The 18,546-nt window shown below is 66.6% G+C and carries 21 protein-coding genes; 18 read left to right on the top strand and 3 right to left on the bottom strand.

What is annotated here, in order from left to right; translation table 11 throughout:
- The coding region (locus tag ABZ412_RS35660; protein ID WP_357289680.1) for a hypothetical protein at positions 1–364 on the bottom strand (364 nt) is incomplete at its 3' end.
- 287 nt (positions 365–651) lie between these two features.
- On the opposite strand from ABZ412_RS35660, the gene rpmE reads away from it, so the two are divergent.
- From rpmE to prmC, 3 genes are all read left to right on the top strand, one after another.
- Entirely contained in the window at positions 652–873 is a 222-nt protein-coding gene (gene rpmE / locus ABZ412_RS35655; protein WP_357098869.1) for a 50S ribosomal protein L31, read from the top strand.
- 81 nt (positions 874–954) lie between these two features.
- Positions 955–2,034 carry a peptide chain release factor 1 gene (gene prfA / locus ABZ412_RS35650; RefSeq protein ID WP_357289676.1) on the top strand — a complete coding sequence of 360 codons (1,080 nt, stop codon included), beginning with the start codon at positions 955–957 and terminating at the stop codon, positions 2,032–2,034.
- Positions 2,035–2,230: 196 nt separating this feature from the next.
- Positions 2,231–3,109, top strand: a complete 879-nt coding sequence (gene prmC, locus ABZ412_RS35645; protein WP_357289673.1) for a peptide chain release factor N(5)-glutamine methyltransferase — start codon at positions 2,231–2,233, stop codon at positions 3,107–3,109.
- A 3-nt stretch (positions 3,110–3,112) separates the two neighbouring features.
- On the opposite strand, the gene ABZ412_RS35640 is transcribed toward prmC, so the two are convergent.
- The gene (locus ABZ412_RS35640; protein WP_357289670.1) at positions 3,113–3,406 is read right to left on the bottom strand and encodes a DUF427 domain-containing protein; all 294 of its coding nucleotides are present in this window, start codon (positions 3,404–3,406) and stop codon (positions 3,113–3,115) included.
- A gap of 100 nt (positions 3,407–3,506) precedes the next feature.
- Between ABZ412_RS35640 and ABZ412_RS35635 the strand changes: the two genes are divergently transcribed.
- From ABZ412_RS35635 to ABZ412_RS35585, 11 genes are all read left to right on the top strand, one after another.
- On the top strand, positions 3,507–4,172 hold the full coding sequence (locus ABZ412_RS35635) for an L-threonylcarbamoyladenylate synthase (RefSeq protein ID WP_357289668.1): 666 nt from the start codon (positions 3,507–3,509) through the stop codon (positions 4,170–4,172).
- Positions 4,173–4,183: 11 nt separating this feature from the next.
- Positions 4,184–5,380, top strand: a complete 1,197-nt coding sequence (locus ABZ412_RS35630; RefSeq protein ID WP_357289665.1) for an MraY family glycosyltransferase — start codon at positions 4,184–4,186, stop codon at positions 5,378–5,380.
- A 2-nt stretch (positions 5,381–5,382) separates the two neighbouring features.
- Positions 5,383–5,820 (top strand): hypothetical protein, encoded by a 438-nt coding sequence (locus ABZ412_RS35625; protein ID WP_357289662.1) that lies wholly within the window; start codon positions 5,383–5,385, stop codon positions 5,818–5,820.
- Between the two features lie 419 nt (positions 5,821–6,239).
- Entirely contained in the window at positions 6,240–6,965 is a 726-nt protein-coding gene (gene atpB / locus ABZ412_RS35620; protein ID WP_357098873.1) for a F0F1 ATP synthase subunit A, read from the top strand.
- Positions 6,966–7,040: 75 nt separating this feature from the next.
- Positions 7,041–7,286, top strand: a complete 246-nt coding sequence (locus tag ABZ412_RS35615) for an ATP synthase F0 subunit C (protein WP_357289659.1) — start codon at positions 7,041–7,043, stop codon at positions 7,284–7,286.
- A gap of 26 nt (positions 7,287–7,312) precedes the next feature.
- On the top strand, positions 7,313–7,870 hold the full coding sequence (locus ABZ412_RS35610; protein ID WP_357289658.1) for a F0F1 ATP synthase subunit B: 558 nt from the start codon (positions 7,313–7,315) through the stop codon (positions 7,868–7,870).
- Between the two features lie 19 nt (positions 7,871–7,889).
- Entirely contained in the window at positions 7,890–8,699 is an 810-nt protein-coding gene (locus ABZ412_RS35605; protein ID WP_357289656.1) for a F0F1 ATP synthase subunit delta, read from the top strand.
- 89 nt (positions 8,700–8,788) lie between these two features.
- Positions 8,789–10,426 carry a F0F1 ATP synthase subunit alpha gene (gene atpA / locus ABZ412_RS35600; protein WP_357289653.1) on the top strand — a complete coding sequence of 546 codons (1,638 nt, stop codon included), beginning with the start codon at positions 8,789–8,791 and terminating at the stop codon, positions 10,424–10,426.
- Between the two features lie 57 nt (positions 10,427–10,483).
- On the top strand, positions 10,484–11,455 hold the full coding sequence (locus ABZ412_RS35595) for a F0F1 ATP synthase subunit gamma (protein WP_357289651.1): 972 nt from the start codon (positions 10,484–10,486) through the stop codon (positions 11,453–11,455).
- A gap of 18 nt (positions 11,456–11,473) precedes the next feature.
- Positions 11,474–12,904: a F0F1 ATP synthase subunit beta gene (atpD, locus tag ABZ412_RS35590; RefSeq protein WP_357289649.1), complete on the top strand. Its 1,431-nt coding sequence runs from the start codon at positions 11,474–11,476 to the stop codon at positions 12,902–12,904.
- A 6-nt stretch (positions 12,905–12,910) separates the two neighbouring features.
- Positions 12,911–13,291 (top strand): F0F1 ATP synthase subunit epsilon, encoded by a 381-nt coding sequence (locus ABZ412_RS35585; RefSeq protein WP_357289646.1) that lies wholly within the window; start codon positions 12,911–12,913, stop codon positions 13,289–13,291.
- Between the two features lie 121 nt (positions 13,292–13,412).
- On the opposite strand, the gene ABZ412_RS35580 is transcribed toward ABZ412_RS35585, so the two are convergent.
- Positions 13,413–14,504 carry an NAD(P)-dependent alcohol dehydrogenase gene (locus ABZ412_RS35580; RefSeq protein ID WP_357289643.1) on the bottom strand — a complete coding sequence of 364 codons (1,092 nt, stop codon included), beginning with the start codon at positions 14,502–14,504 and terminating at the stop codon, positions 13,413–13,415.
- Between the two features lie 313 nt (positions 14,505–14,817).
- Here ABZ412_RS35580 and ABZ412_RS35575 point away from each other — a divergent pair, with 313 nt between their 5' ends.
- From ABZ412_RS35575 to murA, 4 genes are all read left to right on the top strand, one after another.
- The gene (locus tag ABZ412_RS35575; protein WP_357289641.1) at positions 14,818–15,696 is read left to right on the top strand and encodes an MspA family porin; all 879 of its coding nucleotides are present in this window, start codon (positions 14,818–14,820) and stop codon (positions 15,694–15,696) included.
- 158 nt (positions 15,697–15,854) lie between these two features.
- Complete coding sequence (locus ABZ412_RS35570) at positions 15,855–16,289, top strand: DUF2550 domain-containing protein (RefSeq protein ID WP_357289637.1); 435 nt, start codon at positions 15,855–15,857, stop codon at positions 16,287–16,289.
- Positions 16,290–16,318: 29 nt separating this feature from the next.
- On the top strand, positions 16,319–16,912 hold the full coding sequence (locus ABZ412_RS35565; protein ID WP_357289635.1) for a cob(I)yrinic acid a,c-diamide adenosyltransferase: 594 nt from the start codon (positions 16,319–16,321) through the stop codon (positions 16,910–16,912).
- Positions 16,913–16,922: 10 nt separating this feature from the next.
- Positions 16,923–18,185, top strand: coding sequence for a UDP-N-acetylglucosamine 1-carboxyvinyltransferase (murA, locus tag ABZ412_RS35560; protein ID WP_357289633.1), 1,263 nt, complete (start codon positions 16,923–16,925; stop codon positions 18,183–18,185).
- The last annotated feature ends 361 nt before the right edge of the window (positions 18,186–18,546 follow it).

The raw sequence follows: 18,546 nt of genomic DNA, 5'->3' as shown, positions 1-18,546 counted from the left end.
CAAAACACCCCCCCCAAAAAAAACACCCCCCCCGCCCCCCCCACAACCACCACGCGGCCGCGCCGCCCCGCGCGGGCCCCCGCCGCCGTTTGTCCGGACCCGGGTCGGGACCGAAGAAGAACAGTCCGATCAATGCCGCGCCGCCGATCATGAAGCCGAGAACGAGCGCGGTCACGGCACCGGTGTTCTCCGATGCCGTGACTGCTCGATAGGTGAGGGTGTCGTCCCCCCGCGGCGGGAGTGGGGCCGGATTCACGGATCCCACCGCGTTGCCGGACTCTCCGGGAGCCATCCACCAGCCCGCGAGAACCAGCAAGCCGAGCAGCGCCAGGATTCCCCCAGCTGTCGCTTCCTTCCTGGTCACCATGTCGCCTTCCGGTCGCTCGCGTGGCCTTCACCTGGCAAGAACTCTATGAACACGGGTGTTCGCATTCCTGAGTAGCGCGCTACTCGACTTTCGGGTTTGCTCGCGTGGTCTTCCGCGTCGCGGTCGGGAACAAATGGCTCGGGGTGCCTGTTCTGCCCCATGTCACCCCTCGTGGTGACCACGCGGGAGCAGCGCATAGACTGTTCCGTCGGCAACCATGCCTCTAGTCGGTTCCGGTTCACGTCTTCTCGAAGGCGACCCGGCGACCATTGAAAGGACACCCAATGAGGGCAGGAATTCACCCCACTTACGTGGACACCACCGTGGTCTGCGGTTGTGGCAACACCTTCCAGACCAAGAGCACCAAGGAGTCGGGCCAGATCACGGTCGAGGTCTGCTCCCAGTGCCACCCGTTCTACACGGGCAAGCAGAAGATTCTGGACACCGGCGGCCGCGTGGCCCGCTTCGAGGCCCGCTACGGCAAGCGCGACAAGGCTGCCAAGTAGCTGTCCCCCCGACGCCCGTCCTGCGCTCCGCAGGCCGGGCGTTGGTGCGTTTATGGACCTACTAAGACGGGAGTAACCGCGATGGCCGACAAGACGGCCCCCAACGCGATCGACGACATCCTGGCCGAGTACCAGGGGCTGGAGACCCAGCTCGCCGACCCTTCGCTGCACAACGACCCGGGCGCGGCCCGTCGCGTCGGCAAGCGGTTCGCCGAGCTCGGCCCGATCATGTCGACCTACAACAAGCTGACCTCCGCGCGCGAGGACCTCGCCGCCGCCGAGGAGCTGGCCGCGGACGACTCGTCCTTCGCGGCCGAGGTGCCCGGTCTGCAGGCGCAGGTGGAGGAGCTGGACAAGCAGCTCACCGACCTGCTCGCGCCGCGCGACCCGCACGACGGCGACGACGTCATCCTCGAGGTGAAGTCCGGCGAGGGCGGCGAGGAGTCGGCGCTGTTCGCCTCCGACCTGGCCCGCATGTACATCCGGTACGCGGAGCGGCACGGCTGGAAGGTCGAGGTGCTCGGCGTCACCTACTCCGATCTGGACGGGTACAAGGACGCCAGTTTCTCCATCAAGAGCAAGGAGGCCTCCCGCGACGGCGTGTGGTCCAAGCTCAAGTTCGAGGGCGGCGTGCACCGCGTGCAGCGCGTGCCGGTCACCGAATCCCAAGGGCGCATTCACACTTCGGCCGCGGGCGTACTGGTCTATCCGGAACCCGACGAGGTCGAGGAAGTCGAGATCGACGAGAAGGATCTGCGCATCGACGTGTACCGGTCCTCCGGCAAGGGCGGCCAGGGCGTCAACACCACCGACTCCGCGGTGCGCATCACCCACCTGCCCACCGGCCTGGTGGTGACCTGTCAGAACGAGCGGTCGCAGTTGCAGAACAAGATCCGCGCCAAGCAGGTCCTCGCGGCCCGCCTGCAGGCCCTGGCCGAGGAGCAGGCCGACGCCGACGCCGCGGCCGGACGCGCTTCGCAGATCCGGACGGTGGACCGTTCCGAGCGGATCCGAACCTACAACTTCCCGGAGAACCGCATCGCCGACCACCGCATCGGTTTCAAGGCCCACAACCTGGATTCCGTGCTGGACGGCAACCTCGACGACCTGTTCAACGCGCTCGGCGAGGCCGACCGCGCGGCCCGCCTGGCCGCGGAATGAGCGGCGCGCCGAACCGCCATGGACGGGAGTCCGTGACCGGAGGATCGTTTCCCACCGTGACAACTGATGTCGTGACGGTCGGGGCAATCCCTCGGGTACGTCCAGAATCGGTTCGGCGCCCGACCACAGGCAGGGGTGCATGGCCGTCAACGGCTCTCAGCGGTCCGCTGCAGTCCCGGAGAGGCGGGGGAGCACAGTGAGTCGTGCACCACTGCGGCCGGCCATCCGGGAGGCCGTCGACATCTTGGCCGCGGCCGGGGTCCCCAGCCCGCACGCCGACGCCGAACACCTCGCCGCCCACGTGCTGGGCGTCGATCGCGGCCGCCTGGTCCTGATGCCCATGCTCACCCCCGACCAGCTCGAGGAATTCCGCAAGCTGGTCGCCCGCCGCGCGGAACGCGTTCCGCTGCAACACCTCACGGGCACCGCCGCCATGGGGGAGATCGATCTGGCGGTCGGTCCCGGCGTCTTCGTGCCCCGTCCGGAAACCGAGTTGGTCTTCGCCTGGGCGCTGGCCCGGCTGGAGGAGATCGGCCACGAGCACCCGCCGATCGTCGTCGACCTGTGCACCGGCTCCGGGGCCCTGGCCCTGGCCATCGCCCATGCCCGCCCCGACGCCGAGGTGCACGCGGTCGAACTCGATCCCGAGGCGCTCGCGTGGGCCCGCCGCAACGCCCAGCAATTGGCCGACGAGGGCGATACCCCCATCGACCTGCACGCGGGCGACGTCACGGACCCGGACATCCTCGACCACCTGAACGGCCGCGTCGACGTGGTCGTCGCCAACCCGCCCTACATCCCCGAAGACGCCCGGCTCGACCCCGAGGTCATGGACCACGACCCGCACCGCGCGTTGTTCGGCGGCCCCGACGGCCTGGACGTCATCCGCCCGATGGTCGCCACCATCGGCCGCCTGCTCCGCGAAGACGGCGCGGCCGCAGTCGAACACGACGACACCAACGGCTCCGGCGTAGCCGCCCTCTTCACCGCGCACGGCGGCTTCACCGACGTGATCGAGCACCCCGACCTCGCGGGCAAACCCCGTTTCGTGGTCGCCCGCCGCATCGTGGACTGACCGCTAGCCGGGCTCGCCCTCGACCGTGACGCCGTGCCAGAAGGCGACATGGTTCTCGATCTTCCGCGCCTGCGGGCTCGGATGCGGGTAGTACCACGCCGCATCCGGATTCTCCGCGCCGTCGACCGTGACGGTGTAGTAGCTCGCGGTGCCCTTCCACGGGCACACGGTGTGCTTGACGCTCTCGCTGAAGTACTCACTCTTCAGGGACTCCACCGGAAAGTACTGATTGCCCTCGACCTCCACGGTCGTGGCGGCCTCGGCGATGACCGTCCCGTTCCAGATCGCACGCATCATGAGTCCGTACCTCCTTCGTCCCCGCGAGCCTATGCCCGTTGCGAGTGTGCCGCTTGCCCCTGAGAGCTATCGCGAGTTGATCCGTGCCAAGATGTCAGCCGTGAGTACCGTCTACGACTGTGCCGATCCCGACTCCCGCGCCGCCGGTCTGAGTGCCGCGCGCAGCACGCTGAAGAGCGGTCGATTGGCCGTCATCCCGACCGACACGTTGTACGGAATCGCCGCCGACGCGTTCGACAGTCAGGCGGTGGGCGCGTTGCTGGCCGCCAAGCGGCGCGGTCGCGATATGCCGGTGCCGGTGCTGGTCGGGTCCTGGACCACGATCGACGGGCTGGTGTATTCGGTGCGTCCCCAGGCGCGGGAACTGATCCGCGCGTTCTGGCCGGGTGGCCTGAGTCTGGTTGTGCAGCAAGCGCCTTCGCTGGCCTGGGACCTGGGTGACGCGCGCGGCACGGTGATGCTGCGCATGCCGCTGCATCCGGTCGCGCTGGAGCTGCTGCGCGAGGTGGGCCCGCTCGCGGTGTCGAGCGCGAACGTGTCGGGGCAGCCGCCGGCCGCCACGGTGGGGGAGGCGCAGGCGCAGCTGGGCGATCTGGTCGGCGTGTATCTGGACGGCGGTCCGGCCGATCACGCGGTGGCGTCCACCATCGTGGATCTGACCGCGGACACGCCGCGGGTGTTGCGTGAGGGCGCGGTGCCGATCGAGAAGATCGCGGAGGTGCTCGGCATGTCGCCCGAGGAACTCCGTCAGGCCGGCGCGCGCTGACGGCCAGCTGGATGCTTCTGAGTCAGGGCGTATTCAGCCAGGGCGCGGTCGTCCCGCTGCGGGAGCTGCTGCTGGTGCTGCTGGCCGCCGCGGTCATCGCCTTCCTGAGCACGGGCGGAATCCGGGTGCTGGCCATCGCCTTCGGCGCGGTGGCGATTCCGCGGGAACGCGATGTGCACGTGAAGCCGATTCCGCGGATGGGCGGCCTGGCCATCTATCTGGGTCTGGTGGCGGCCGTCCTGTTCGCGCATCAGCTGCCCGCGTTGCGCCGGGGCTTCGACTATCCCAAGGACATTCCCGCGGTGCTGGCCGCGGCGACGCTGATCGTGCTGGTCGGCATCATCGACGACCGCTGGGGCCTGGACTGGCTGACCAAGCTGGTGGGGCAGATCACCGCGGCGGGCGTGATGGCGGTGATGGGCCTGAGCTGGGTGGCCATCTACAACCCGTTCACCAACGAGACGGTGGTGCTGGATCCGCTGCAGGGCGGTCTGGTGACGGTGGGCATCACGGTGACCGTGGTGAACGCCATGAATTTCGTGGACGGTCTGGACGGATTGGCCGCGGGCCTGGGGTTCATCGCGGCGGTCGCGGTTTTCGTGTTCACCGTGGGTTTGCTCTACGAGGTGGGCGGTTCCACCGATACGTATCCGCCCGCGTTGCTGGCGGCCGCCCTCGCGGGCGCGTGCCTGGGATTTCTGCCACACAATTTCTCACCGGCCCGCATTTTCATGGGGGATACCGGATCCATGCTGATCGGATTGATGCTGGCGGCGGTGTCGACCGGCGCGTCCGGACGAATTCCGCTGCAGGGTTACGGCCCGCGCGACATCGTGGGTCTGTTGTCACCGTTGTTGCTGGTGGGTGCGGTGATGTTCATTCCGGTACTTGATCTTGTCTTGGCCGTGGTGCGCCGAGTGCGCGCGGGTGTGAGTTTCTCCACCCCCGACAAAATGCATCTGCATCACCGTTTGCTGCAGATCGGGCATTCGCAGCGCCGCGTGGTGCTGGTGATCTATCTGTGGGTGAGCGTGTTCGCATTCGGCGCGGTCGGCACCTCGTTGATCTCCGATCGCCGCCTGGTGGTGCTGCTGTTCGCGGCCGGGCTGGTTTTCGCGCTGATCGTCACCGCGGTGCCGTCCTGGCGGGAACTGAGGATCAACTCGGTTCGTAAACCGCCGCGTGGGCGCGATCGCGCCGCCGGGTAGAGTTGCTGTCCGTGAGCACGCCTTCCGATCCCGGTCCTGACGCCCCGCTGCGCGCGGCACTGCGCTACGGCATCGCCGGTTTGGCTGTGCTGGTTGTGGTTTCGGCGATTCTGTCGTCGATCTTCGCCGGTCTGCCCGGCCTGTGGGGCGCCCTCATCGGCTCCGCCCTGGGTGGCGCGTTCATCCTGACCACGGCAGCCTCGGTGCTGTTCAGCGCCAAGATCGAAACGGGCCTGCAGGGCCTGGTGCTGCTGGGCAGCTGGGTCGGAAAGCTGCTGCTGGCAGTGATTGTCGTCGCAGTGCTGCAGAACTACGACTTCTACAGCCGCGGCGCGCTCTTCCTGACCGTGGTCGGCGCCCTGCTCATCGTGCTCGGCGCGGAGACCTACGGCCTTCTGCGCCAACGGGTTCCGACCGTTCACGTCGACCGCGACCTGTAGCCGGAGACCCTCCGGCACGGCCGTCGAAACACCGTTCATCCGGCGTTTCCACGACCCCCTACGCATTGTCGTAGATAACTTGATAAACTCTTTACCTGTAGCCAACCGAATCAACAGGGGGGGTCGCCTGAGACCCGCCTGAGAGCAGGTTATGCTTACAGCCGTACCGGACCCTTTCGGGTCACGGTTCTGCACCGTCGACGATGTCGCCGACGCGCGTACAGACGCCAGGGCGTGACTGCCACAGCTGCTGACGAACTTCGAGCCGACCTGAGTCGACCCACCAGATCGTCAATGTCCGATCGAACCGCAGGAGAAAACTATCTCCTGGCGGCCGACCACGGGAGAGAACGCTGAGCGTCACCATTTTGGCAGGCGAGTTCCACGCGCCGTCACTCAACGACTTCTTCCCTCCAGCAGTGCTGTTCGAGGGGACGCCTTTCGAGCTCGACCGTTTGATGCTCATTCGCATCCTGATGTCGGTCGTTCTCGTGGCAGTCATGTTCGCCGCTTTCCGTCGGCCTCAGCTGGTTCCGCGCGGACTGCAGAATGTCGCCGAATCCGGTCTGGTGTTCGTCAAGGAGCAGATCTGCGACGAGGTGCTCGGCAAGGAATCCGGTAAGAAGTTCTTCCCGCTCATCGCGTCGATCTTCTTCACCGTGCTGTTCCTGAACATCTCGGGCGTTATTCCGGGTCTGAACATCTCGTCGAACGCGCGCATCGGCATGCCGCTGGTGCTGGCCGTCGTCGCCTACGTCACCTTCAACTACGTGGGCATCAAGAAGTACGGCTTCCTGAAATACATGCGCTCGTCCATCGTGGTGCCGAATGTGCCGGCCGCGCTGCACGTGCTGCTGATCCCCATCGAGTTCATCTCGACCTTCGTGTTGCGCCCGTTCACGCTCACCGTCCGTCTCATGGCGAACATGCTGGCAGGCCACATCATGTTGGTGCTGTTCTTCAGTGCCACCCAGTTCTTCCTGTTCGATGCCGCCTCCTGGATGAAGGTGTTCTCGCCGTTCTCGCTGCTCGCGGGCTTCGGCTTCACCCTCTTCGAGCTGCTGGTGGTCTTCCTGCAGGCGTACGTGTTCGCGCTGCTGACCGCTGTCTACATCGGTCTGGCGCAGCACGCCGACTCTCACTGACCGACCGCACCAACTCCATAAACCTGCCTTCCACGCCGCCCGGCGGGTGGGCGACAGAAAGGGAATGAAACACACATGAGCACCCTCTCGTACCTGGCTGCTGAAGTTGCCGAGTCCAAGTCCAAGGGCTTCGGCGCCATCGGTTACGGCCTCGCTGCGATCGGCCCCGGCATCGGTGTGGGCATCGTCGTCGGTAAGGCCATCGAGGGCATCGCCCGCCAGCCCGAGCTGATGGGCACCATCCGGACCAACATGTTCCTGGGTATCGCGTTCACCGAGGCCCTGGCGCTGATCGGTCTCGTCGCCGGCTTCATTTTCTGATTCCGGCCAAAGACTAGGAATCAACGATGAACAGCACCTATCTGCTTGCGGCTGAGGGGTCTGACGAAGTCAACCCCCTCATCCCAGAGCCGTACGACATCTTCTGGTCTGCGGTCGTCTTCATCGTTATCGCCTTCGTCTTCGCCAAGTACGTCGTCCCGCGCCTGACCCAGGTGCTGGACGAGCGTTCGCAGAAGATCGAGGGCGGTATCGCCAAGGCCGAGGCCGTGCAGGCCGAGGCGCAGGCCACCCTGCAGCAGTACCAGGAGCAGCTGGCCGAGGCTCGCCTCGAGGCCGCTCGCATCCGCGAGGAAGCCCGCACCCAGGGTGCGGCCATCCTGTCGCAGATGCGCACCGATGCGCAGGCCGAAGCCGACCGCATCGTGGCCGCCGGCCACTCGCAGCTGGAGGCACAGCGCCAGCAGATCGTGACCGAGCTGCGGTCCGAACTGGGCCGTACCGCGGTCGACCTGGCCGAGAAGATCATCGGTCAGTCGGTGGCCGACGAGGCCAAGCAGGCGGCGTCGATCGACCGGTTCCTCGCGGAGCTGGACGCGAACGCCGGCATCGGGGTCGGAAGGTAACGAACCGAAAGTGGGAAGCATGTACGCAGCGAGCCGCGAGGCGAGTTCCCGTGCGCGGGAAGCTCTTCGGGCCGCTCTGACCGGTAGCGACACCGTCGCGGCTACTACGGGGTCGGAACTGTTCGCCGTTGTCGCCGTCCTCGACGACCAGCGTTCGCTGCGTGTGGCGCTCGCGGATAAGTCGGTGTCGAGCTCGGCGCGCGCCGAGCTGGCCGAACGCGTCTTCGGCGGCAAGATCAGCGGTACCACGCTGGCCGTGCTGACCACGGCCGTGGCCCAGGACTGGTCGCGCGCCCGGGATCTGGTCGACACGCTGGTTCTGCTCGGACGCGAGGCGCTGCTGCGCGCCGCGGACGAGCGTGGCCGCCTGACCGCGGTCGAGGACGAGCTGTTCCGGCTGGCCCGGATCATCGACGACAACCCGGACCTGGAGCAGGCGCTGCAGGACCACGGCAAGCCGGCGGAAGCCAAGCTGGCCCTGGTGCAGCGTCTGCTCGCCGGCAAGGTCGAGGACATCACCCGGCAGCTGGTCGACCAGGCCGTGCTGCGCCACAAGGGCGATGTCGGCGGCGCCATCGACGAGCTGTCCGACCTGGCGGCTTCGCTCCGGGAGCAGATCGTGGCGCACGTCCGTGCCGCGGTGGCCCTGACGCCGCAGCAGCGCGAGCACCTGGCTGCTTCGCTGCAGCGCATCTACGACAAGCCCGTCACGGTGCACGTGCAGGAAGACCCGAGCCTGCTGGCCGGCGTCGTCGTGCGCGTCGGCGACGACCTGATCGACGGCAGCGCCGTCGGCCGCCTCCAGCGCTTGCGTCAGTCTCTCGCTTAAGAGACAAACGCACGGAGTTTGATTTTCGGCTCCGCCGAAGAGCGCAGTAACACACCGACATTCGAGACCACAGCGAGAGCAGGAAGAACATGGCGGAGCTGACGATCTCCCCCGATGAGATCCGTAGCGCGATCGAGAGCTACACCCAGAGCTACACCCCCGAGACCTCCATCGAAGAGGTCGGTGTCGTCACCGACACCGGCGACGGTATCGCCCACATCAGCGGCCTGCCGTCCGCGATGGCCAACGAGCTCCTGGAGTTCCCGGGCGGCGTCCTCGGCGTGGCGCTGAACCTGGAGGACACCGAGATCGGTGCCGTCGTCCTGGGTGAGTTCGACACCCTCGAAGAGGGCCAGCAGGTCCGCCGCACCGGCGACGTGCTCTCGGTCCCCGTGGGCGACAAGTTCCTCGGCCGCGTCATCGACCCGCTGGGCGCCCCGATCGACGGCCTGGGCGAGATCGAGGCCGACGAGCGCCGCGTGCTCGAGCTGCAGGCCGCCACCGTGCTGGAGCGTCAGCCGGTCGGTGAGCCGATGGCCACCGGCATCACCGCCATCGACGCCCTGACCGCCATCGGCCGCGGCCAGCGTCAGCTGGTCATCGGTGACCGCAAGACCGGCAAGACCGCGGTCTGCATCGACGCGATCATCAACCAGAAGGCCAACTGGGCCACCGGCGATCCGTCGAGGCAGGTGCGCTGCATCTACGTCGCGATCGGCCAGAAGGGCTCCACCATCGCGGGCGTGAAGTCGGCCCTCGAGGCGCACGGCGCGATGGAGTACACCACCATCGTCGCGGCCCCGGCCTCCGACTCCGCCGGCTTCAAGTGGCTGGCCCCCTACACCGGTTCGGCCCTCGGCCAGCACTGGATGTACCAGGGCAAGCACGTCCTGATCGTGTTCGACGACCTGTCGAAGCAGGCCGAGGCCTACCGCGCCATCTCGCTGCTGCTGCGTCGCCCGCCGGGCCGCGAGGCGTACCCGGGTGACGTCTTCTACCTGCACTCGCGTCTGCTGGAGCGTTGCGCGAAGCTGTCCGACGAGCTGGGCGCGGGCTCGATGACCGGTCTGCCGATCATCGAGACCAAGGCCAACGACGTCTCGGCGTTCATCCCGACCAACGTCATCTCCATCACCGACGGCCAGGTGTTCCTGGAGTCGGACCTCTTCAACAAGGGTGTCCGCCCGGCCATCAACGTCGGTATCTCGGTGTCCCGAGTCGGTGGCGCCGCGCAGACCAAGGCCATGAAGAAGGTCTCCGGTTCGCTGCGTCTGGAGCTGGCCTCCTACCGTGAGCTCGAGGCGTTCTCCGCCTTCGCCTCCGACCTGGACGCCGCTTCGCTGGCTCAGCTGGAGCGTGGCGCGCGCTGGGTCGAGCTGCTGAAGCAGGACCAGTACGCCCCGGTTTCCGTTGAGGACCAGGTCGTCTCGCTGTACCTGGTCGACGGTGGCTACTACGACTCCGTGCCGGTCGGCGACATCCGTCGCTTCAACGCCGAGCTGCTCGAGAACCTGCACGCCTCCGTGCAGTCCTCCTTCGACGCCCTGCAGGGCGGCGCCAAGGTGCTCGAGGGCGAGGCCGCCGACGCCATCAAGGCCGCGACCGACAAGTTCAAGCAGGGCTTCCTGGCTTCCGACGGCTCGCGGGTCGTCGAGGCCGAGGCCGGTCAGCTGGACCACGAAGAGGTCGAGTCCCTCTCGGTCACCCGCAAGCACGTCGAGAAGTAATCGAGACGAGCACATGCGACTGACCGAATCGACGAATGAAGGGAGTGTGAACCGCTAATGCCAAGCGTGCGCGAATTGCGCTCCCGCATTCGTTCCGTGAGCTCGATCAAGAAGATCACCAAGGCTCAGGAACTGATCGCCACTTCGCGAATCAGCAAGGCGCAGGCCCGAGTTGCCGCGGCCAAGCCGTACGCGGAGGAGATCACCAAGGTGCTCGCCGAATTGGCGAGCGCCAGTGGGAATCTCAATCACCCGCTGCTCACCGAGCGTGAGAACGCCCGCCGCGCGGCCGTTCTGGTCATCACCTCCGACCGCGGTATGTGCGGTGGTTACAACTCCAACGTGCTCAAGCGCGCCGAGGAGCTCATGACCACCCTGCGCTCCGAGGGCAAGGAGCCGGTGCTGTATGTGATGGGCGCGAAGGGCCTGACCTACTACACCTTCCGCAAGCGGACGGTGAACGGGTCCTGGCTGGGCTTCTCGCAGCAGCCCAACTACGTGGACGCCTCGGCCGCCTGCAACCACCTGGTGGAAGCGTTCATGGCCGGGTCCGACGGCGAGGTCGTCAACCCCCGCGGGGGCGAGACCATGGCCGGCGTCGACGAACTGCACATCGTCTACACGCGTTTCGTGTCGATGCTGTCGCAGCAGCCCGAGGTGCGTCGCCTGGCCCCGATCCAGGTGACGTTCGTGGACGAGAACTTCGACATGGGTCCGGACAGCTTCTCCGACTCCGAGTCTGCGGAGATCAAGCCGCAGTACGAGTTCGAGCCGGACGCGGATCGCCTGCTGGGCGCGCTGCTGCCGAAGTACGTCAACACTCGGATCTACTCGTCGCTGCTCGAAGCAGCGGCATCGGAGTCGGCTGCGCGCCGCACCGCCATGAAGGCCGCGACGGACAACGCCACGGATCTGGTCAACTCGCTGACCCGAACCGCGAACTCGTTGCGCCAGGCGCAGATTACGCAGGAAATCACGGAAATCGTCGGTGGTGCCAATGCACTGGCGGCGAGCTCGGACCTCGACTAAGGCCCAGGAAGAGAACCAATGACCGCAGCTACTGAAACCCGGGTCGGCACTGGCCGTGTCGCCCGCGTCATCGGACCCGTCGTGGACGTCGAGTTCCCGCGCGGTTCGATTCCCGACCTGTACAACGCCCTGAACGTGGACATCGCGCTCGCGTCCGTGGCCAAGACCCTGACCCTCGAGGTCGCGCAGCACCTGGGCGACAACATCGTTCGCACCATCTCGATGCAGCCGACCGACGGCCTGGTCCGTGGCGCCGAGGTGCGCGACACCGGCAAGCCGATCTCGGTGCCCGTCGGTGACGTCGTCAAGGGCCACGTGTTCAACGCCCTCGGTGACTGCCTCGACACCCCCGGTCTGGGCCGCGACGGCGAGCAGTGGGGCATCCACCGCCAGCCGCCCGCCTTCGACCAGCTCGAGGGCAAGACCGAGATCCTCGAGACCGGCATCAAGGTCATCGACCTGCTGACCCCGTACGTCAAGGGCGGCAAGATCGGTCTGTTCGGTGGTGCCGGTGTCGGCAAGACCGTTCTGATCCAGGAGATGATCACCCGTATCGCGCGTGAGTTCTCCGGTACGTCCGTGTTCGCGGGCGTCGGTGAGCGCACCCGTGAGGGCACCGACCTCCACCTCGAAATGGAAGAGATGGGCGTCCTCCAGGACACCGCCCTCGTCTTCGGCCAGATGGACGAGCCGCCGGGCACGCGTATGCGCGTCGCCCTCTCGGCCCTGACCATGGCCGAGTACTTCCGCGACGTCCAGAACCAGGACGTGCTGTTGTTCATCGACAACATCTTCCGGTTCACCCAGGCCGGTTCCGAGGTCTCGACCCTGCTGGGTCGTATGCCTTCGGCCGTCGGTTACCAGCCGACCCTGGCGGACGAGATGGGTCAGCTGCAGGAGCGCATCACCTCGACCCGTGGCCGCTCGATCACCTCGATGCAGGCGATCTACGTGCCCGCGGACGACTACACCGACCCCGCGCCGGCCACCACCTTCGCGCACCTGGACGCCACCACCGAGCTGTCGCGTCCGATTTCGCAGAAGGGCATCTACCCGGCCGTCGACCCGCTGTCGTCGACCTCGCGAATTCTCGAGGCCTCGATCGTCGGCGAGCGTCACTTCCGGGTGGCCAACGAGGTCAAGCGAATCCTGCAGAAGTACAAGGAACTCCAGGACATCATCGCGATTCTGGGTATGGACGAGCTCTCCGAAGAGGACAAGGTCCTCGTCGGTCGCGCCCGTCGCCTGGAGAAGTTCCTGGGCCAGAACTTCATCGTGGCCGAGAAGTTCACCGGCCAGGAGGGTTCCGTCGTGCCGCTGGAGCAGACCATCGACGACTTCGATCGGGTCTGCAAGGGCGAGTTCGACCACCTGCCCGAGCAGGCGTTCAACTCCTGCGGTGGCCTGGACGACGTCGAGGCTGCTGCGAAGAAGATCGCCGGGAAGTAGTCACCCATGGCTGATATGTCCGTTGACCTGGTCGCCGTCGAGCGACTGCTGTGGTCGGGCCGCGCGTCCTTCGTGTCGGCCCAGACCACGGAGGGTGAGATCGGCATCCTCGCCGGCCACGAGCCGCTGCTCGGCCAGCTGGTCGAGGGCGGCACCGTGACCATCGTGTCCGACGACAACGAGCGTGTTGTCGTGGCCGTGCACGGCGGATTCTTCTCCGTCACCGCCACTTCGGTGCGCGTGCTGGCCGAGTCCGCCGACTTCGCCTTCGACATCGACGAGGCGGCCGCCAAGGCCGTCGCCGCCGATCCGGACGCGAGCCCGGCCGCGCTGGCCAAGGCACAGGGCCAGCTGCGGGCGGTCGAGAAGGCCGCTGCGGCCCACTAGCTCGACGCTGAGACAACAGCGGCGGCCTCGGGGAAATCCCCGGGGCCGCCGCTGTTTTCGTGCTTCGACACTCCGAGAACCACACGCGCGCCCGGCATCAGGCGGGCGCGCGTGCCGCTTCTCACTGGAAGGTGAGAATCGGCTTGATGGTGGTGCCGTGGTGGGCGTCGGCCAGCGCGGTGTCGATGTCGCTGAACGCGTAGGTCTTGCTGATCTTCTCGATCGGGAACTTGCCCTCGGCATGCCACCGCAACAGCTGCGGAATGAACTGCTGCGGATCGCCGCTGCCCTCGATGCATCCGCGAACGGCCTTGCCGTTGCCGGTGAGGTGGCCGATCTCGAGGTCCATGCTGGCCTCGCCGAGTCCGACGAGCACCAGGGTGCCCATGGGCGCCAAGGCTTCCAGGCCCTTGGCGATCACGGCATTGACCGCCGTGGTGTCGAGGGCGAAGTTCGCGCCGCCGCCGGTGGCCGCGATGATCTGTGCCACCACGTCGTCGGCCGCGCCGTCGAGGGTGACGTCCGCGCCCAGCTCCTTGGCCACGGCCAGGCGGTCCGCGGAAAGGTCGATCGCCACAATGGTTCCCGCGCCGATGGCCCGCGCCGCCATGAGCGCCGCCATGCCGACGCCGCCCACGCCGAAGATGGCGATCGAGTCGTTCGGGCCCGGCTTCATGACATTGGCGACCGCGCCGGCACCGGTCTGCACGCCGCAGCCGAACGGGGAGGTGGCGACCAGGTCGACATCCTTGTCCACGACGACGATGCTGCGCGCCGACACCAGCGCGTGGGTGGCGAAACTCGACTGCCCGAAGAACGCGCCCATGACGCGCTCGCCATTGTTGCTCAGCGGCGAGGTGAAATCGGAGCGGCCGCCCGAGGTATTCAGAATGACGAAATTCTCGCAATAGGGCGGAAGCCCGTTGGTGCATCGAGAACACGTACCGCAACTGGCGTAGGTGAGCAGAACATGATCGCCCACTTCGATTCCGGTAACTTCCGAGCCGATCTGCTCCACGATGCCCGCGCCCTCGTGTCCGAGGACGATCGGCAGCTCGGCGGGAAACACGCTCTTGGAGACCAGGTCGGTGTGGCAGACGCCGGTCGCGACGATGCGCACCAGCACCTCGCCCGGACGGGGTTCCTCGAGGCTGAGGGTCTCCATCGAGAAGGGCGCATCGGCTCCTCGGGCCACCGCAGCGGTAATTTCCACGGAATCTCCTTCCAAGACATCCCAATTGTCGGGAGCATAAGAACGTGTTCCAGTTTACGGCCATCGGTGATCCCGCTCAGTGGTCCCGTGGGTGGTCTCGTGGACGGCGGACCTGTAGGCGCTGCGGATTCCGGACCGTTCGCCCGGCAATAGCTCTCGCGTCAACCCGGTGTGGTTGAATGCAATCGCCGGTCACCGGGTTGTGATCTGAAGCACCCGGCAATGGGTCGGCAATTCCCGCATTCTCAGCCTTACCTCCACGATGCAACAGCACGATGAGCGAGGGGTTGATGAGCAGGCTTCGAATTGGCACATGGGGGTCGCCGTCGCCGTCGTCACGGTCGTGGTCGGAGTCCTCGCACCGGGTACAGCTGTCGCGGATGTCACGGTCCCGCTGCCCGACGGGCATATCGAGGGCCCGAGGGTCAAGATCACGAGTGTCGGTGAGCGCGCGATCATTTCGCCGTCGCTGGCCTCCAACGGCGCGGGCCGGACCTCGTGGGTGACGGGCAATGTCACCGCCGAGGTGGAGACCCCGGAGGGAGATGTCGGTCCCAACAACGGTCCGCTGAACTTTCCCGGCACCAACAACTCGGGAACGCACGGATCGTCCAATCTCACCACCGGCTACATCGTCGGCTGTCAGGTCGCGCTGGGGCAGTTGAGCGCGAACGCCGCGGTCCTCGTCAGCTCCACCCCCGCCCTGACCGGTGGATTCAGCTTCCCGCTCTCACTGGGGGCGGTGGCCAGCATCGACCTCGACGGCCCGAGCGCCTCGAACTCGACGCTCGAGATCAGCCCCGGCTACATCGTGGGCTGCCAGGTCGACATCAGCGGGATCACCGCGAACAATAACGGCGGCGAGAGCTATAACCCGGACCTCACTGGCACGACCCTGGGCACGCTGGGCGCCAACGAGCAGATGGGCAGCGGCATCACGCTCGGACCCGGTCAGGCCGTCGCGCTCCCGATGCTGGATCGGGAACGGCCCGATGACTACGGCCAGGAATCGCACAAGCGCTACAACAAAGTTCCGGGTCCGCACGCCAGGGTGAGCTGGACCGATGAGACCTTCTCGGTGGACGGCTGCGGCGGATACGCCCAGGCACGGGCGTACGTCGCGGCCGAGGTCGACACCGCCACCTTCATCGGCAATCCGGTGCTCTACGGGGAGCCGTTCACCATCGGCTGACATATATCTTCGACGCCTCGCTGAACAGCGCATTCATCACATTCGGTGGATGGCCGGACTCCGCGTTTCCGCGGTCGCTACTATCGACCGAAAGCGGGGCCCGGCTTCTGGCCGGTCGGTGATCGACAGCAACGCGGATGTGAAGGGACGGAGCGGCATTGCAAACCGGGATGTGGCTTCTGATCATTCTGGTATTGCTGCTGGTCGGATTGGCCTTGGCCTCGACCTATCGCCTCGTCATGCTGCGTCGCGGCGGCACCGCCGCCCTGCTGCGGGTCCTGCCCGCGCGCGGACACGGCGGCGGCTGGCGGCACGGCCTGATCCGCTACGACGAGGACACGCTCCTCTTCTACAAACTCTCCAGCCTGAAACTCGGCCCGGACTCCACCATGCGGCGGCTCACCATCGAGGTGGGCCGGCGACGCTCCCCGGCCGACGACGAGCACGACATCATGACCGACGAGGTCATCGTCATGGTGTCCGACGGTGACGGCAAGTACGAGCTGGCCCTGGACCGCGGCGCCATGGCGGCCTTCCTGTCCTGGGTGGAATCGCGCCCGTCCGAGCGCATCCGCCGCCGCCGCGCCGGATAGCCCGATACCGAGAGCGATAGTGTGACCCTGTGAGCGTTCACTTGACGCGGATCTACACGCGAACCGGCGACGACGGCACCACCGGACTGAGCGATTTCTCGCGGGTGGCCAAGACCGACCCGCGGCTGATCGCGTATGCCGACTGTGACGAAACCAATGCGGCGCTCGGGGTCGCCATCGCGCTCGGCAGTCCGGACACGCGGATTCTGACTGTGTTGCGTTCGATACAGAACGACTTGTTCGACGCGGGCGCGGACCTCTCCACCCCCGTCGTGGCCGATCCCAAGTACCCGCCGCTGCGCATCACCCAGGACTACATCGACCGCCTGGAGAAGTGGTGCGACGAGTTCAATGAGCCTCTGCCGCCGTTGAATTCGTTCATCCTGCCCGGTGGCACCCCGCTGGCCGCGCTGCTGCACACCGCACGCACCGTGGCGCGACGCGCCGAGCGTGCGGCCTGGGCCGCGGTGGCGGCGCACCCGGACGACACCAACGTTCTGCCCGCCAAATACCTCAACCGCCTGTCCGACCTGCTGTTCATCCTCGGTCGGGTCGCCAACCCGGACGGCGACATACTGTGGCGGCCGGGCGGAGACGCCGCGAGTGCGGGAGAGGACCACTAGGCTGACCCCCGTGAGTGAACGGTTTCTGGTGACCGGGGGCAGCAGGCTCGTCGGTGAGGTCGCGGTGGGCGGCGCGAAGAACAGCGTCCTCAAGCTGATGGCTGCCGCGTTGCTGGCCGAGGGTACGACCACCATCACGAACTGCCCGGACATCCTGGATGTGCCGTTGATGGCGGACGTGTTGCGCGGTCTCGGCTGCGATGTGGTCATCGAGGGCGGCACGGTCCATATCGCGACCCCGCCGGAACCGAAGTACCACGCGGACTTCCCGGCGGTCACCCAGTTCCGCGCCTCGGTGTGCGTGCTGGGTCCGCTGATGGCGCGGTGCAAGCGGGCCGTGGTGGCGCTGCCCGGCGGTGACGCGATCGGTTCGCGTCCGCTGGACATGCACCAGCAGGGTCTGCGCCTACTCGGCGCGACCTCGGAGATCGAGCACGGCTGCCTGGTGGCCCGGGCCGAGGAACTGCAGGGCGCCCGGATCCGGCTGGACTTCCCCTCGGTCGGCGCGACCGAGAACATCCTGATGGCCGCGGTGCTCGCCGAGGGCGAGACCGTCATCGACAATGCCGCGCGTGAGCCGGAGATCGTGGATCTCTGCAACATGCTGAACCGGATGGGCGCGAAGATCGCCGGCGCCGGCACCTCGGTGCTGACCATCCAGGGCGTGGAGAAGCTGGCCCCCACCACCCACCGGGTGATCGGCGACCGCATCGTCGCCGCGACCTGGGGCATCGCCGCCGCCATGACCACCGGCGACGTGCGGGTGACGGGCATCAACCCCAAGCACCTGTCCCTGGTGCTGGACAAGCTGCGCTCGGCGGGCGCCCGAATCTCGTTCGAACCGGATGGTTTTCGCGTCGTGCAGGCGGATCGCCCTCGCGCCGTGAACTTCTCGACCCTGCCGTTCCCGGGTTTCCCCACCGACCTGCAGCCGATGGCCATCGGCCTGGCCGCGATCGCGGACGGCACCTCGATGATCACCGAGAACATCTTCGAGGCGCGCTTCCGTTTCGTCGAGGAGATGATCCGGCTCGGCGCGGACGCCCGCACCGACGGGCATCACGCTGTGGTGCGCGGTATTCCGCGGCTGTCCTCGGCGCCGGTGTGGTCCTCCGACATTCGGGCCGGCGCGGGTCTCGTGCTCGCGGGCCTGGTGGCCGACGGCGTCACCGAAGTCCACGATGTCTTCCACATCGACCGGGGTTACCCGTCTTTCGTGGAGAACCTGCGCGGGCTCGGAGCGGAAATCGAACGCGTCGGAACCTCCGACTGAACGGCCGGTGTCGGGACGTGTTCACGAAAACCCGTCCTGAACAGGCGATTTGACATGAGAACAACCAACACGTAACTTATTCCAGGTCAGAGCGACACGGACACCGACCCGGGCCCCAGAGGCTAGGGAAACGAGGTAGTACGAGGAGCGCCTGATGATCACATTGGTTCTGCAAGATCAGCGGATTTGGTTCTGCTGGGAAGGCTGAGCTAAGCTTCAAAAGCAGCCTCACCGACAAGCGGGATGAAAGTTCCGGGATGTTGGTGTGTGCGTGTGTTCTTTGAGAACTCAATAGTGTGTCGATGAATGTCAGTGCCAAATAATATATTTGGTTCCAATCATTCTCACCCCCGTGAGGGTG

Origin of the sequence: Nocardia sp. NPDC005746 (genome assembly GCF_040630785.1) — a bacterium.
GTDB lineage: Bacteria > Actinomycetota > Actinomycetes > Mycobacteriales > Mycobacteriaceae > Nocardia.
Note: the sequence above shows the minus strand (reverse complement) of the source record. Positions and strands in the feature narration are given on the sequence as shown.